Source organism: Streptomyces sp. NPDC101151 (genome assembly GCF_044768335.1).
Classification (GTDB): Bacteria; Actinomycetota; Actinomycetes; order Streptomycetales; family Streptomycetaceae; genus Streptomyces.
Genome location: NZ_JBIWPP010000011.1, coordinates 145,767 through 160,409 on the forward strand (window position 1 = coordinate 145,767; position 14,643 = coordinate 160,409).

General features: G+C 70.7%; 13 protein-coding genes and 1 pseudogene. 5 read left to right on the forward strand and 9 right to left on the reverse strand.

The annotated features are described in order from the left end of the window. Nucleotides 1-10 precede the first annotated feature (10 nt). From ACIRU3_RS22260 to ACIRU3_RS22270, 3 genes are read left to right on the forward strand one after another with little or no spacing between them, the layout of a single operon-like run. A complete protein-coding gene (locus tag ACIRU3_RS22260; RefSeq protein ID WP_404058943.1) occupies nt 11-1,612 on the forward strand; it encodes an ABC transporter permease in 1,602 nt (533 codons plus the stop codon). Continuing rightward, nucleotides 1,612-2,634 (forward strand): ABC transporter ATP-binding protein, encoded by a 1,023-nt coding sequence (locus ACIRU3_RS22265; RefSeq protein WP_404058724.1) that lies wholly within the window; start codon nt 1,612-1,614, stop codon nt 2,632-2,634. Before ACIRU3_RS22260 ends, ACIRU3_RS22265 begins: the two co-directional genes overlap by 1 nt. A 23-nt stretch (nt 2,635-2,657) precedes the next feature. Next, nucleotides 2,658-3,455 (forward strand): maleylpyruvate isomerase family mycothiol-dependent enzyme, encoded by a 798-nt coding sequence (locus ACIRU3_RS22270; protein WP_404058727.1) that lies wholly within the window; start codon nt 2,658-2,660, stop codon nt 3,453-3,455. A 75-nt stretch (nt 3,456-3,530) separates the two neighbouring features. Here the strand turns inward: ACIRU3_RS22270 and ACIRU3_RS22275 are convergent, their stop codons facing one another. The 7 genes and pseudogenes from ACIRU3_RS22275 to ACIRU3_RS22305 all read right to left on the reverse strand — a co-directional run bounded on the left by ACIRU3_RS22275 (nt 3,531) and on the right by ACIRU3_RS22305 (nt 10,251). After that, the gene (locus tag ACIRU3_RS22275) at nt 3,531-4,217 is read right to left on the reverse strand and encodes an LAETG motif-containing sortase-dependent surface protein (protein WP_404058729.1); all 687 of its coding nucleotides are present in this window, start codon (nt 4,215-4,217) and stop codon (nt 3,531-3,533) included. 162 nt (nt 4,218-4,379) lie between these two features. Further along, a pseudogene (locus ACIRU3_RS22280) lies at nt 4,380-5,544 on the reverse strand (LOG family protein). A 37-nt stretch (nt 5,545-5,581) separates the two neighbouring features. Next, nucleotides 5,582-5,989, reverse strand: coding sequence for a VOC family protein (locus tag ACIRU3_RS22285; RefSeq protein ID WP_404058731.1), 408 nt, complete (start codon nt 5,987-5,989; stop codon nt 5,582-5,584). Between the two features lie 101 nt (nt 5,990-6,090). Further along, on the reverse strand, nt 6,091-7,455 hold the full coding sequence (locus tag ACIRU3_RS22290; RefSeq protein ID WP_404058733.1) for a hypothetical protein: 1,365 nt from the start codon (nt 7,453-7,455) through the stop codon (nt 6,091-6,093). Beyond that, complete coding sequence (locus ACIRU3_RS22295; protein WP_404058734.1) at nt 7,437-8,177, reverse strand: ABC transporter ATP-binding protein; 741 nt, start codon at nt 8,175-8,177, stop codon at nt 7,437-7,439. The genes ACIRU3_RS22290 and ACIRU3_RS22295 overlap by 19 nt, the downstream gene beginning before the upstream one ends. A gap of 188 nt (nt 8,178-8,365) precedes the next feature. Beyond that, nucleotides 8,366-9,748 (reverse strand): aspartate aminotransferase family protein, encoded by a 1,383-nt coding sequence (locus ACIRU3_RS22300; protein WP_404058736.1) that lies wholly within the window; start codon nt 9,746-9,748, stop codon nt 8,366-8,368. Continuing rightward, the gene (locus tag ACIRU3_RS22305; RefSeq protein ID WP_404058737.1) at nt 9,733-10,251 is read right to left on the reverse strand and encodes an Lrp/AsnC family transcriptional regulator; all 519 of its coding nucleotides are present in this window, start codon (nt 10,249-10,251) and stop codon (nt 9,733-9,735) included. The genes ACIRU3_RS22300 and ACIRU3_RS22305 overlap by 16 nt, the downstream gene beginning before the upstream one ends. A 204-nt stretch (nt 10,252-10,455) precedes the next feature. Between ACIRU3_RS22305 and ACIRU3_RS22310 the strand changes: the two genes are divergently transcribed. Next, complete coding sequence (locus ACIRU3_RS22310; protein ID WP_404058738.1) at nt 10,456-11,895, forward strand: gamma-aminobutyraldehyde dehydrogenase; 1,440 nt, start codon at nt 10,456-10,458, stop codon at nt 11,893-11,895. 204 nt (nt 11,896-12,099) lie between these two features. Then, nucleotides 12,100-13,293: a PotD/PotF family extracellular solute-binding protein gene (locus ACIRU3_RS22315; protein ID WP_404058740.1), complete on the forward strand. Its 1,194-nt coding sequence runs from the start codon at nt 12,100-12,102 to the stop codon at nt 13,291-13,293. A 278-nt stretch (nt 13,294-13,571) separates the two neighbouring features. Here ACIRU3_RS22315 and ACIRU3_RS22320 read toward each other — a convergent pair whose 3' ends face one another. Continuing rightward, on the reverse strand, nt 13,572-14,015 hold the full coding sequence (locus ACIRU3_RS22320) for a hypothetical protein (protein WP_404058743.1): 444 nt from the start codon (nt 14,013-14,015) through the stop codon (nt 13,572-13,574). A 51-nt stretch (nt 14,016-14,066) separates the two neighbouring features. Continuing rightward, nucleotides 14,067-14,642 (reverse strand): carboxyl transferase domain-containing protein, encoded by a 576-nt coding sequence (locus ACIRU3_RS22325; RefSeq protein WP_404058745.1) that lies wholly within the window; start codon nt 14,640-14,642, stop codon nt 14,067-14,069. Nucleotide 14,643: the final 1 nt, after the last annotated feature.

Consider the following 14,643-nt stretch of genomic DNA (forward strand, 5'->3'; position numbering starts at 1 on the left):
GCTGGGACTCATGGCCCTGCCCGTCGCGTTCTTCGCGGTGTTCTTCGCCTGGCCCGTCGCCGCGATCGTCGCGCGCGGGCTGAAGACGGACGGTGTCTGGCAGTTCGGGCGGGTGGCAGAGGTCGTCACACAGCCCGACCTCCGGCATGTGCTGTGGTTCACCACCTGGCAGGCACTCGCCTCCACCGCGCTCACCCTGCTGCTCGCCCTGCCCGCCGCTTATGTCTTTGCCCGCCTGGACTTCCCGGGCAAGCAGCTGGTGCGGGCCGTCGTCACCGTCCCGTTCGTGCTGCCGACCGTCGTCGTCGGAACCGCCTTCCTGGCGCTGGTCGGGCGCGGCGGACTGCTGGACGACCTGTGGGGCGTACGTCTGGACACCACGGTGTGGGCGATCCTGCTGGCGCATGTCTTCTTCAACTTCGCCGTCGTCGTCCGCACGGTGGGCGGGCTGTGGGCCCAGCTCGATCCCCGGCAGGAGCAGGCCGCCCGGATGCTCGGCGCGTCCCCGCTGCGGGCCTGGCGGAAGGTGACGCTCCCCGCTCTCGTACCCGCCGTTGCCGCGGCTTCGCTGATGGTGTTTCTGTTCACCTTCACCTCCTTCGGCGTGGTGCAGATCCTCGGCGGGCCCACGTTCTCCACCCTCGAGGTGGAGATCTACCGGCAGACCTCCGAGGTCTTCGACCTGTCCACGGCCGCCGTCCTCACCCTCGTCCAGTTCGTCGCGGTGGGCGCGATCCTTGCCGTGCACGCCTGGACGGTACGGCGGCGGGAGACCGCGCTGCGTCTGGTGGACGCCTCCGTGACCGCCCGTCGGCCGCGCGGGGCCGGGCAGTGGGCGCTGCTCGCCGGGGTCCTCGTGACCATCGCCCTGCTGCTGGTCCTGCCCCTCGCGGTGCTGGTACAGCGCTCCCTGGACGCGCCCGGCTTCGGCTACTACCGGGCGCTGACCGATTCCGACGGCGGCACCTTCCTCGTGGCGCCCCTGCACGCCGTGTGGACCTCGCTGGAGTACGCCGTCGCCGCCACCGCCATCGCCGTGCTGATCGGGGGCCTTGCCGCCGCCGCGCTGGCCCGACGGGACGCGGGACGGCTGGTGCGCGGCTTCGACGCGCTGCTCATGCTGCCGCTCGGCGTCTCCGCCGTGACGGTCGGCTTCGGTTTCCTCATCGCGCTGGACAAGCCCCCGCTGGATCTCAGGCAGTCCTGGATCCTGGTCCCGCTCGCCCAGGCGCTGGTGGGCGCTCCCTTCGTCGTACGGACCATGCTGCCCGTGCTGCGGGCGGTGGACGGACGGCTGCGGGAGGCGGCCGCCGTGCTCGGGGCCTCGCCCTGGCGGGTGTGGCGGGAGGTCGATCTGCCGCTGGTGCGGCGGGCGCTGCTGATCGCGGCCGGGTTCGCGTTCGCCGTGTCCCTCGGGGAGTTCGGGGCGACGGTGTTCATCGCCCGGCCCGACAACCCGACGCTGCCGGTCGCCGTGGCCCGGCTGCTGAGCCGGCCCGGAGACCTCAACTACGGGCAGGCGATGGCCCTGTCGACGATTCTGATGGCGGTGTGCGCCGCCGCGCTGCTGGTCCTGGAGCGGCTGCGCACCGACCGGACGGGGGAGTTCTGATGCTGCTGAGCCTGGAGGCCGCGACCGTGCGCTTCGGCGGGCGGCCCGTGCTCGACGCGGTCGACCTCGACATCGCCGAGCACGAGGTGGTGTGTGTGCTCGGCCCCAGCGGCAGCGGCAAGTCGACGCTGCTCAGGGCAGTGGCCGGGCTGCAGCCCCTGGACGTGGGACGGGTGCTGCTCGACGGCCGGGACCAGGCCGGCGTGCCGGCGCACCGGCGGGGCGTCGGGCTGATGTTCCAGGACCACCAGCTCTTTCCGCAGCGGGACGTCGGCGGCAACGTGGCCTTCGGGCTGCGGATGCACGGGGTGCCGAAGAGCGGACGGGACGCCGAGACGGAGCAGTTGCTGGAGCTGGTCGGGCTGCCGGGCGCCGCCCGGCGGGCCGTGGCCGGGCTGTCCGGTGGTGAGCAGCAGCGGGTGGCCCTGGCCCGGGCGCTGGCGCCCCGGCCCCGGCTGCTCATGCTGGACGAACCGCTCGGCCAGCTGGACCGCTCCCTGCGGGAACGGCTGGTGGTCGAACTCCGGGAACTCTTCGGCCGGTTGGGTACGACGGTGCTCGCGGTCACCCACGATCAGGGCGAGGCCTTCGCGCTGGCCGACCGGGTGGTGGTGATGCGCGACGGGCGGATCGCCCAGTCCGGCACTCCGCTGGAGGTCTGGCAGCGGCCCGCGGACGAGTTCGTGGCCCGCTTCCTCGGCTTCGACAACGTGGTCCCGGCGACCGTCGCGGACGCGGCGGCGGACACCCCGTGGGGCAAGCTGCCGGTGCCCGACGGCTCACCCCAGGGCAACCGCTCGCTCCTGGTCCGGCCCGCCGGAGTACGACTCGTGGCGGCCGACGAGGGGCTGCCGTGCACGGTGGCCGCCCGCACCTTCAGGGGCACCCATGTGGCCGTCGGCCTCCGGCCCCGCGACGGCGGCCCGCGTCTTGAGGCGGCCTGCGCGCTCCGCGACGCGCCGGACGTGGGGGCCGAGGCAGGGGTCGCGTTCGACGGGGCGGAAATCGTCGTGCTCGGGTGATCGGCGCGCCCTAGGGTGAGGGCATGACTTTGCTCGCACATGACCGTTACTGCGACGAAATCGCCCACCAGGTGGGCCGGTTGAGGGCCGTGGTGACCTCCGGAACGGACCTCGCCGCCACCGTGCCGACCTGCCCGGACTGGTCGCTGGAGGACCTCGTGCGCCACATGGGCGGAGCCCTGCGCTGGGTGGACACCCTGGTGCGCAGCCGGGCGCAGGAGAACATCCCGGAGGAGAGGGTCCCGCTCGCTGCGGGACCCGGGGAGCGGGGCGACGCGGCGGCCCTGGACAAGTGGCTGGCGGAGACCGGCGAGCTGGTCGTCGACGCCCTGCGTGAGGCCGGGCCCGACACCGTGGTGTGGAGCTGGGCCGGGAGCCCCAGCGCCGGCTTCTGGGCCCGCCGCATGGCGAACGAGATCACCGTGCACCGGGCCGACGCCACGCTCACGGCCGGGCTGCCCTACGAGGTCGCCCCCGACATCGCGGCGGACGCGCTGGACGAATGGCTCCAGGTGGTGGAGTGGGCGCAGCGGAACACGACGGACCGGGGCGCCGAGGAGCTGCGCGGCCCCGGCCGCAGCATCCACCTGCACGCCACCGACACCGGCCCGGATCTGAACGCCGAGTGGCTGATCGAGCTGGGCGAGGAGGGGGTGAGCTGGCGCCGCGGCCACGAGAAGGCCACCGTCGCCCTGCGCGGCCCGCTCACCCCGCTCCTGCTCGCCTTCTACCGCCGGTTGCCGCTGGACCACCCCGACCTGGAGGTGCTGGGCGAGCGTGAGCTGCTGGAGTTCTGGCTGGAGCGGGCCTCCTTCGGCTGAACACGGCTGCGGCCCGTCCCCCGGGGATACGGGGACGGGCCGCAGCGGTGTACGAGCGGTGTGCGAAGTGCGGCGTCAGCCGGCGCTCTTCGCTCCACGGCGGCGCATGCCGAAGTAGACGGCGCCACCGCCGACGACGACCAGCGCACCCGCGACACCGGCGATCAGACCGGTGTTGGAGTTCGCACCGGTCTCGGCGAGGTTCGAGTCATCGGCAGCCGGGGACGGTGCGTTGCTCGACGTGCCCGCCGGGGCGGAGCTGCTCTCGGAGTCCGAGGGGGTCGGGGTCGCGGCCGGGGTCGACTTCGACGGCTTCGGAGTCGGGCTGGCCGGCGGCGTCGGAGTCTGGGACTCCTCCTTCTTGCAGGCGGTGGACGGGGTCACCAGGTCGGGCTTGATGTCCTCGTCGACCCGGTTGCCGGCCTTGACGTGGACGCGGTAGGTCGCGTTGGGCTTCCAGTCCTCCTGGAAGGTCACCTTGGTGCCCTCGGCGGAGCCCTTGACGTCCTGCGGCTGGCCGACCTGCGTCTCGACACCGGCGTCGGTCTTCGAGAACACGGTGATGGTGGCGGGGGTGCCCGAGCGGTCCACGTCGGTGACGACGATGACGCCCTGGCTGCCGTCGCACGTGGCTTCGGCGGAGAACTCACTGATGTTGCACGCGAGCGCCTGGCCGGCGACACCGAGGGCCAGCGCGGCGGAGGCGGAGGCTACACCCAGGATGCGCACGGAACGACGCGCGCTGCGGCGAGTTATGGACACGTTTGTCCTTTACAGAGTGCATAACTGCGGGGGGGCTTAGGGGGAGACGGGACAACGCATGAGGTGAGGTCCCAGCACCCCCAAGAGACTCACAGGTTTATAAGCGCTCCATAAGGAGTGTCAATGCATATGCCCCCGACCGCCGTTGGCTTTGCCTGCTTATTAACCTCGCGGACGTTTCAACGCCTCCGGAGCCTGCTCGATCCGGTCAACCGGGGCGATACGGGACTCCATCGCGCGTCCCTGGGCCAACGACCGCAGAAGCGGCCACGTCGGCAGCTCCCGCGTCCGGTGCTCCTCGTTCACCAGCACCATGGGGGTGTGCTCGCCCCGCGACTCGTAGGAGTTCGGCGTCGCGTTGTCGAATATCTCCCGTACGGTGCCGGCGGCGCCCGGCAGGAACACCACTCCGGCGCTGGAGCGGGCCGGCAGGCCGTCCTCGCGGGTGGCGTCGGCGAAGTACTCGGCGATGTGCGTGGCGACGGCGTTCGGCGGCTCGTGGCCGCAGAACCAGGTGCGGATGCCCACCGACGCCCCGCCGCCGGGCCGGCGTTCGCGCACCACGAAGGCGGCCCGCGCCCGGTCGGTGCCCGACGGCCGGAACGAGGGTGTCCTGGCGGAGAGTTCGAGCGCCTCCTCCAGCATGCCGTCGGTGAAGGGGGCGGCGTACGCGCCCAGGCCGGCCGCCTCCATCGCGCCGGGTCCGCCGCCGGTGACCGTGAACCCGGCGCGTGCCGGCTCGCGGCCCGGCCGGGCGGCTCCGGCGTACGCGGCCGTACCGCGGGCCGTCGCGTGGCCGCCCTCCCCCGCGCTCGAACCAGCTCGCGCGGGAGGTACCCCCATCGCCCCCGTCGCCCACCACGCGGGCGTCGACGAGGAGTTCGTCCAGGGCGTCGGAGACGGCGTCGTCATGGATCGCGCGCGGCATCGAGGCGAAGACGTCACCGTCGGCCGTGGCGCTGGAACCAGGCGTACGCCTGCGCGTCCGGCGTCGTCTGGAAGCCCTCCTCCGGCGACTCGAACAACTCGTCGGACGTGTGGACGAAGCCGCGGTACGGGGCGAAGGGAAGCCCGGGACCGGCGGCAACACCAGGGCGCCGGCCGAGCGTATGCGGGCGGCTGCCTCGGGGCCCATCGGGCAGCCGAGGAAGACGGCGCCGGTGGTGTCGAGGAAGAGCGGTGCCTTCGTACGGTCCGTCAGATCGACGGCCCGGAGGCGGATCCGGGCGAGCGAGCCGTGCTCGGCGACGACCTCGTCGAACCCGGCGAGCGACCCGATCCCGCGGTCGTGGGCGGCACGGTCGGGCTGGGCGGGTGTCGGGTGCACCCGCCCATGCCAGGCACGGGTGTTCGGCCCGCTGGGGTCAGCCCTGAACCGCTGCCGGGTCCATCCACATGACCTCCCAGGTGTGGCCGTCGAGGTCGTCGAAGGCGCGGCCGTACATGAAGCCGTGGTCCTGGGTCTCACCGCTCGCCGTGCCACCGGCCGCGATCGCCCGGTCGACCAGCTCGTCGACCTTCTCGCGGCTCTCGGCGCTCAGACACAGCAGCACCTCGCTGGACTTCGTCGAGTCGGCGATCTCCTTCTTGGTGAAGCCGGCGTAGCGCTGCTTGCCGAGCAGCATCGCGATGATCGTGTCGCTGATCACGACGCAGGCGCAGTCGTCGGTGCTGAACTGGGGGTTGATGGTGTAGCCGAGTTCCGTGAAGAACTTCTTCGACGCCTCGACGTCGTCGGTGGCCAGGTTCACGAAGATCATCTGCTGGTACATGTCTCTCCCTCGGGTTCGTGCACGCTTGCTGTCGTTCGCCGGGGTAGACGCCGGGCCGCCGGAAAACTCATCGGCGGCCGGAGATTGTTTTCGTACGAGGTTCAGCGGGTCATCGGCAGCGCCGCCAGATTGGCGATCACCAGGGTGAGCGGGCCGAACACGGCGAGCAGGGCGGCCGCACGGAGGGCGACGGCACTGCGCAGCATCGTGGCAGGGGCGCCGAGGCGCAGCAGCGCGGCGGTGGTGTCCGCGCGGCACTGCCGGGCCTCGACGGCCGCCGTCAGCAGGGTCGCCACCGTGCTTCCGGTGACCACCAGCGCGCCGAGGGTGGTCAGGGGGCCGAAGGAGGGGGCGGGTCCGCCGTACAGGGCGGTCAGGGCGTAGGTGGCGGACGCCACCGCGCAGACCACGCCGAGGGGGCGGCCGATCCGGGTGGCCTCCGCCATGAGGATCCGGCCGGCCAGCAGCCTGAGGGCGCCGGGACGGACCGACTGGAGGAGGCGTCCGCAGAGGTGGGTGAGGCCGGGGGAGGCGATGACCAGCCCGACCGCGGTGAGGATCCAGCCGACCAGCACGGCGAAGGCCTCGACGGGCAGGTCGGTGAGGGCGGTGGCGTGGCCGGAGCCGCCCGCGTAGGCCTGGACGGTGAGGCCCGCGGCGACGGTGGCGATGCCCCAGGGAAGGCCCGCGGGGGCCTCGCGGGGCGACGGGGGGCCGGTGACCGCGCCGAGTACGCCGTCGTCCGGTTCCAGGACCTCGGGATCGTGGCTCTCGGGATCGCCGACCTCGGGCGCGGCACGCTCGGCGGGAGGCCGCGCAGCGGTCTCCTTCTTCCGTACGGGGGCACTCGAGCGGGCCCCGAACCGCCCGGAGGCCCCGAACGTCCCCCGCACCGCCGAGCGCCCGTGCGTACGGAAGCGCTCGAACGCGGGCATGTCCCTGGCCGGTGGGCGCGGGTCCCTGGGGCGCAGGGCGATCGCCACCGTCGTGGTGGCCAGGGCCGGGACGAGGGCCAGCAGGGTCAGGGCCGCCGGCACCGGCAGGGGCTGGTCCGCGGCCAGGAAACGGGCCGCCGCACCGTCGAAGGGCAGGCCCGTCAGATCGCCGCGCAGATGGAGGAAGACCAGCAGCGCCACCATCGAGCCCAGGGCGGCCGACAGTGCGGTGGTCAGGACCGAGATCACCATCAGACGGCCCGGACCCAGGCCGACGGCCGAGAGCCCGGGACGTGGTCTGGTGCCCGGGTCGGTGCGGGCCACCGCGAGCGCGAAGTACACCGTGGCGGCGAGCGGGACCGCGCACCAGGCAAGGCGCAGTGCGGCCGCGCCGGGTGTGCCCGGGTGGCCCAGGGCGTAGCCGAGGGCGCCGAGCAGCAGGAAGCCGGTGCCCGCCGAGGCCGTGGCCACCAGCAGGCGGCGCAGCTGGACTGCGGGCCGGGCTGCTCGGGTCAGGCGGAGAGCGAGCACGCGGCCCGGCCCTCCGTCTCCGGGGCCTCCGGCAGGTGCACGGTCCGCACGCACCGCCCGTCGAGCAGCGGGAACGTGCGGTCGGCGAGGGCCGCGGTGTCGGAGTCGTGCGTGGCCAGCACGACGGTGATGCCGTGCGAGCGTGCCGCCGTGGTGAGCGTGCGCAGCACATGGGCGCGGTCGGCCCGGTGCAGCGGGGCCGTCGGCTCGTCCGCGAACAGGACCGTGGGCCCCGGGGCGAGCGCACGGGCGATGCAGACGCGCTGGCGTTCGGCCTGCTGCAGTTCGTGCGGGCGTTTGCGGACCCGGTCGCCGACGTCCAGGCGCTCCAGCCACTCCAGCGCGGCCACCTTGGCCCGGCGGCGGCTGGTGCCGCGCAGCATCAGCGGAAGGGCGGCGTTCTCCCAGACGTTCAGCTCCGGTACGAGCACGGGGACCGGGTCGATCCAGCCGAACCGGTCGCGGCGCAGCCGTTCACGCTCCATCGGCCCCAGCGTGTGCACCGGCGCGCTGTTGAACCAGACCTCGCCCTGCTGCGCCCGGACGACACCCGACAGGCACTTGAGGAGCGTGGTCTTGCCGCTGCCGCGCGGGCCGCTGACGGCGAGAATCTCGCCCACGCGCACGCCGAGCGAGACACCGGCCAGAGCCGGCGAGCCGTCCTGGTGACTGAAGTGCAGGGAGCGTGCCCACAGCACGTCGTTGTCCGGCGGGGCCTCCATGGGCGTACACCTCGTTCTGATCCGTTTTCCCGTGCCTGATCCCCCGTCCGGGGGAACGAAGGCTGGGCCGATCGGTCACTGGAACGCTAGGCAGCCGTTACCGGGAGGCCGGACAGCACACGGCCCCGGGCCGCCGTTCTCACTCGAACGGACGCCACCGGGGCCGGATTGATCATCCAGTCGGATGATCAGAGCTTGGTCCACGCCTCCGCGAGGGTGGCCCGCAGGATCTGCTCGATCTCGTCGAAGGTCTCCTGGTTGGAGATCAGCGGCGGCGCGAGCTGGATGACCGGGTCGCCACGGTCGTCGGCACGGCAGTACAGGCCGTTGTCGAACAGCGCCTTGGAGAGGAAGCCGTACAGGACGCGCTCGGTCTCCTCGTCGTTGAAGGACTCCTTGGTGTGCTTGTCCTTCACCAGCTCGATGCCGTAGAAGAAGCCATTGCCGCGGACGTCGCCGACGATCGGCAGGTCGTGCAGCTTCTGCAGGGTCTGCAGGAAGGCGCCCTCGTTGTCCAGCACGTGCTGGTTGAGGTTCTCGCGCTCGAACAGGTCGAGGTTGGCCAGACCCACCGCGGCCGACACGGGGTGGCCGCCGAAGGTGTAGCCGTGCAGGAAGGTGTTGTCGCCCTTGTAGAACGGCTCGGCGATCTTGTCGGAGACGACGCAGGCGCCGATCGGGGAGTAGCCCGAGGTCATGCCCTTGGCGCAGGTGATCATGTCCGGGACGTAGCCGAACTTGTCGCAGGCGAACATGGTGCCCAGGCGGCCGAAGGCGCAGATGACCTCGTCCGACACGAGCAGCACGTCGTACTTGTCGCAGATCTCGCGCACGCGCTGGAAGTAGCCGGGCGGGGGCGGGAAGCAGCCGCCGGCGTTCTGCACCGGCTCCAGGAAGACCGCGGCGACGGTGTCCGCGCCCTCGAAGAGGATCTCCTGCTCGATCTGGTCGGCGGCCCAGCGGCCGAAGGCCTCCGGGTCGTCGCCGAAGAGCGGGGCACGGTAGATGTTGGTGTTCGGGACCTTGTGCGCACCCGGTACCAGCGGCTCGAAGGGGGCCTTCAGGCCCGGCAGGCCGGTGATGGACAGCGCGCCCTGCGGGGTGCCGTGATAGGCGACCGCACGCGAGATGACCTTGTACTTGGTCGGCTTGCCCTGCAGCTTGAAGTACTGCTTGGCCAGCTTCCAGGCGGTCTCGACGGCCTCACCGCCGCCCGTGGTGAAGAAGACCTTGTTCAGGTCGCCCGGGGCGTAGTCGGCGATGCGCTCGGCCAGCTCGACGGCCTTGGGGTGGGCGTAGGACCACACCGGGAAGAACGCCAGCTCCTGGGCCTGCTTGAAGGCGGTCTCGGCGAGCTCCGTGCGGCCGTGACCGGCCTGGACCACGAACAGACCCGCGAGACCGTCGAGGTAGCGCTTGCCCTTGTCGTCGTAGATGTAGGTGCCCTCGCCCCGGACGATGGTCGGGACGGGGGAGTTCTCGTACGAGGACATGCGGGTGAAGTGCATCCACAAGTGGTCGTACGCGGTGCGGCTGAGGTCCTTCTGGGTCACGGTTATCGGGTTCCCCACATGTAGGTCTGCTTCTTGAGCTTCATGTAGACGAAGCTCTCGGTGGAGCGCACGCCGGGCAGCGCCCGGATGCGTTTGTTGATGACGTCCAGCAGGTGGTCGTCGTCCTCGCAGACGATCTCCGCGAGGATGTCGAACGAGCCCGCGGTCATCACCACGTACTCGACTTCCGACATGCCGGTCAGCGCCTCCGCGATCGACTCGACATCGCCCTCGACGTGGACTCCGACCATCGCCTGCCTGCGGAAGCCCACGGTGAGCGGGTCCGTGACGGCGACGATCTGCATCACGCCCTGGTCCAGCAGCTTCTGGACGCGCTGGCGCACGGCCGCCTCGGAGAGGCCCACCGCCTTGCCGATCGCGGCGTACGGCCGGCGGCCGTCCTCCTGGAGCTGCTGAATGATGGCGAGGGAGACGGCATCCAGCTGGGGGGTGCCGTTCCTGGACTCGCGGGACGAGTCCCTCTGGTCTGCGCTTCGACTGGCCACGACCTCACTGTGCACGACGTCTCGACAGTTTTGCAAGGCCATGGCGATGAAATTCGTTGTTTAGGCGTCCGGTACTTGCGGATTTCGCAGAACAGGTGGCGACGGGGGTGTTGAAAACGTGGGTGGGCCGATTAGGGTGGGTGTCTCAGCGATTGGACAGCCGCACAGGCTGGACGGGCTGCCCAGCTTGAACCCTCGAACCAGATCAGGAGGCCGGCAGTGAGCACCGAGCTGCGTCGTCTGCGCAACTACATCGACGGTGAGTTCCGGGACGCCGCCGACGGACGGACCACCGAGGTGGTCAACCCCGCGACGGGTGAGGCGTACGCCACCGCCCCGCTGTCCGGGCAGGCGGACGTGGACGCTGCGATGGCGGCGGCCGCAGCGGCCTTCCCGGCCTGGCGCGACACGACCCCCGCCGAGCGGCAGAAGGCCCTCCTGAAGGTCGCGGACGCGTTCGAGCAGCGCGCCGAGGAGCTGATCGCGGCCGAGGTGGAGAACACGGGCAAGCCGACCGGGCTGACCCGCTCCGAGGAGATCCCGCCGATGGTCGACCAGATCCGCTTCTTCGCGGGTGCGGCCCGGCTGCTGGAAGGCCGCTCGGCCGGCGAATACATGGACGGGATGACCTCGATCATCCGCCGTGAGCCGGTCGGCGTCTGTGCCCAGGTCGCGCCGTGGAACTACCCGATGATGATGGCCGTGTGGAAGTTCGCCCCGGCGATCGCGGCGGGCAACACGGTCGTCCTGAAGCCCTCGGACACGACCCCCGCCTCCACCGTCCTGATGGCCGACATCATCGGCTCGATCCTGCCCAAGGGCGTCTTCAACGTCATCTGCGGCGACCGCGACACCGGCCGTGCGATGGTCGAGCACGAGATCCCGGCGATGGCCTCCATCACCGGCTCCGTACGCGCCGGCATGTCCGTCGCCGAGTCCGCCTCCAAGGACCTCAAGCGGGTCCACCTGGAGCTGGGCGGCAAGGCCCCGGTCGTCGTCTTCGAGGACACCGACATCGCCAAGGCCGTCGAGGACATCTCCGTGGCGGGCTTCTTCAACGCCGGCCAGGACTGCACGGCCGCGACCCGCGTCCTCGTCCAGGAGTCCATCCACGACGAGTTCGTGGCGGCGCTGGCGAAGGCCGCGTCCGAGACGAAGACCGGCCAGCCCGACGACGAGGACGTCCTCTTCGGCCCGCTGAACAACCCCAACCAGCTCAAGCAGGTCTCCGGCTTCATCGACCGCCTTCCCGCCCACGCCAAGGTCGAGGCGGGCGGCCAGCAGGTCGGCGACAAGGGCTACTTCTACGCCCCGACCGTCGTCTCCGGCCTCAAGCAGGACGACGAGATCATCCAGAACGAGGTCTTCGGCCCGGTCATCACCGTCCAGTCCTTCGCCGACGAGGACCAGGCCGTCGAGTGGGCCAACGGCGTCGAGTACGCCCTCGCCTCCTCGGTGTGGACCAAGGACCACGGCCGCGCGATGCGCATGTCCAAGAAGCTCGACTTCGGCTGCGTGTGGATCAACACCCACATCCCGCTGGTCGCCGAGATGCCCCACGGCGGCTTCAAGAAGTCCGGTTACGGCAAGGACCTGTCGGCGTACGGCTTCGAGGACTACACGCGGATCAAGCACGTGATGACGTCCCTGGACGCGTAAGCCTCCGGCGGCTCGGCCGCACCACGACCTCGGCCCCCGGACGGGACACCTCCCCGTCCGGGGGCCGAGGCGTCGTACGACCGGGCGCCGTGCGACGAGGGGTTGTGTCGTGCGGCTGCTGATCGACAAGGTGTCGGGTCCCACCCGGCGGGCTCGACGCTGCGTCGATTGTCCGCGCGGGGGGCATCGAGGCATCCTGCGGAGGTGCCCCAGACATCCTCGCTTCCGCGTCCCGTCTCCCGCCGTTCCCTGTTGCGCGCGCTCGGCGGCACCGCCGCGCTCGGCGCTCTGGCCGGCTGCGGGGTGCCCGCCGCCTACGTCGGGCCCGGCGACCGCGCCGTGACCGACGAGTCCGCTGCCGACAAGAAGCTGACCTGGGCGAACTGGCCGCTGTACATCGACACCGACGACAACGACCCCAACAAGCGGCCCACGCTGGACGCCTTCGAGAAGCGCACCGGGATATCCGTCGACTACGTCGAGGAGATCAACGACAACGACGAGTTCTTCGGCAAGATCAGCCCCGCGCTGATGAACCACCAGTCGACCGGCCGCGACCTGATCGTCATCAGCGACTGGATGTGCGCGCGGTTCGTCCGCCTGGGCTGGGTGCAGCGCATGGACCGTGCCCACCAGCCCAACGTGGCGAAGTACCTGGACCCGCTGCTGCGCTCACCGGCCTTCGACCCCGGCCGCGTGTGCACCGTGCCGTGGCAGTCGGGGATCACCGGCATCGCGTACAACCGCCGGAAACTCGGCCGGGAGATCCGCCATGTCTCGGACCTCTGGTCGAGCGACCTCAGGGGCCGGGTGACGTTGCTGTCCGGTCTCGACGAGGCGTTCGCGCTCCTGATGCAGGGCAACGGCGTGGACATCACCAAGTGGACGCCGGGCGATTTCCACAGGGTCTGCGACCAGGTCGAGCGTGAGGTCCACCGGGGCCAGATCCGCCGCTTCACCGGCAACGACTACACCAAGGACCTGGTCAGCGGCGATGTCCTGGCCTGCCAGGCCTACTCGGGCGACGTCATCCAGCTCCAGGCGGACAACCCCGACATCCGCTTCGTCGTCCCCGAGGAGGGCGCCGAGCTGTGGTCGGACTCCCTGATGATCCCCAACCGGGCCCGCCACAAGACCAACGCCGAGCGCCTGATCGACTACTACTACGCCCCCGAGGTCGCCGCGAAGCTCGCCGCCTGGGTCAACTACGTCTGCCCGGTCCCGGCGGCCAAGGAGGTACTGGCCGCCTCCAAGGACAAGGACACGGCCGAGCTGGCAGACAACCCCCTGATCTTCCCGGACGACACCATGCGCAAGCGCCTCGCCATCGCACGCGACATCACCTCCACGGAGCGGGTGGAGTTCGCGAAGCGGTGGAACCAGATCGTGGGGCTGTGATCGTGGGGCTGTGGCGGTGTGCGACGAGGATTTTTAGTCGGCACAAAAGAGGGATAGTTGGCACCATGATCGGCTCCGGCTTTCAGAGTTGACGGCGCATCACTTCGATGCGGGCGGCCCGGGCGGCGTTTGATCGATCTCGCGGAGCATCGGGACGTAAAGTCCGTCGGCCGCGCACGAGGGAGTCTTCCGCCCGGAGGGCACTACTTCGAGTCGCTGAACCTAGTTGGCATCAGCGCAGGTAACGAGCATGGCCGGTGCCCGCTCCTTACCGCTCCTTACTCCTCCCCGCCCGATACGAGGGGGCGGAACGCGGCGAGGGCAGCGTCCCAGTCGGATGCGACCGGGTCTTCCGGGGGAAGGGCACGACCCAGACCCAGGTCCTCAGCCGCGCGCAGCACTACGGAGATGAGTTCCGGAGCCGTCGTCCGAGCGACGACACCGCTCTTGCCGGCGACCGACAGACCGTCTTTGGTTCGTCTCACGACAAGACCGAACGAGGTGTCGGCACCGGTGAAGCTGAGCACGCGCGCGTTGCCCTGGAGAAAGTCACCCAGGCTGTCCAGCAGCTGGACGACCGACAGGTAGATCATCATGCCCTGATCGGGGACATGACCGGCCGATTCGGCCGTGCCGAGGTCCCCGGCGACGGTCATGTCACCCAGATCGAAACCGCTCGTGTCGCCCTGGCCGGGCCGTACGGTGAACTGCACAGTGATCACGGGGTATAGCTCTTTCCTACCGGGAAGAAGGTGATGACGCGGTTTTCGTCCTCAGAGTCGACAATGAGCCGATACCTGGCCGACATACCGTTCACCGTCATCCTCTTTTCGAAGGTCTGGATCCGGCGCCCGGGATCCGATACCCGCTGGCCTCGCGAAGATGTCCTCCTGCATCGGCAGGAAGACGCCTCCGGAATCGACCAGGTAGATACAGGGCAGCCCGTTCTCGCGGGCGACCTGCTGGGCCCGCAGGTGCTTGCGGACCGTCAGCGGGTAGTACGTACCGCCCTTCACGGTCGCGTCGTTGGCGAACACGACCGTGGGCCGGCCCTCCACCATGCCGACGCCGGTGATGATGCCCGCCGACGGCACGGCCTGCTCGTACACCTCGTGCGCGGCGAGCTGGCATATCTCCAGGAACGGGGTGCCCGGGTCGAGCAGCCGGGTCACCCGCTCCCGGGCGGTGAGCTTGCCCCGCGCGGCGTGCCGGGCCTGCGCGTCGGCGCCGCCGCCGGCCGTCGCCGCGGAGCGAGCCGCGGCGATCCGCTCGCGCAGCACGCCGTAGGCCTCGCTGTTGCGGCGGAACACCTCGCCGGAAGGGCTGATGTGGGAACGCAGAACCGCCATG

Excerpts from the sequence above, each read along its gene's own strand:
- ACIRU3_RS22260 (WP_404058943.1), top strand. The coding sequence starts at position 11 with ATGGCCCTGCCCGTCGCGTTCTTCGCGGTGTTCTTCGCCTGGCCCGTC.
- ACIRU3_RS22265 (WP_404058724.1), top strand. The coding sequence starts at position 1,612 with ATGCTGCTGAGCCTGGAGGCCGCGACCGTGCGCTTCGGCGGGCGGCCC.
- ACIRU3_RS22270 (WP_404058727.1), top strand. The coding sequence starts at position 2,658 with ATGACTTTGCTCGCACATGACCGTTACTGCGACGAAATCGCCCACCAG.
- ACIRU3_RS22285 (WP_404058731.1), bottom strand. The coding sequence starts at position 5,989 with ATGTACCAGCAGATGATCTTCGTGAACCTGGCCACCGACGACGTCGAG.
- ACIRU3_RS22295 (WP_404058734.1), bottom strand. The coding sequence starts at position 8,177 with ATGGAGGCCCCGCCGGACAACGACGTGCTGTGGGCACGCTCCCTGCAC.
- ACIRU3_RS22325 (WP_404058745.1), bottom strand. The coding sequence starts at position 14,642 with ATGGCGGTTCTGCGTTCCCACATCAGCCCTTCCGGCGAGGTGTTCCGC.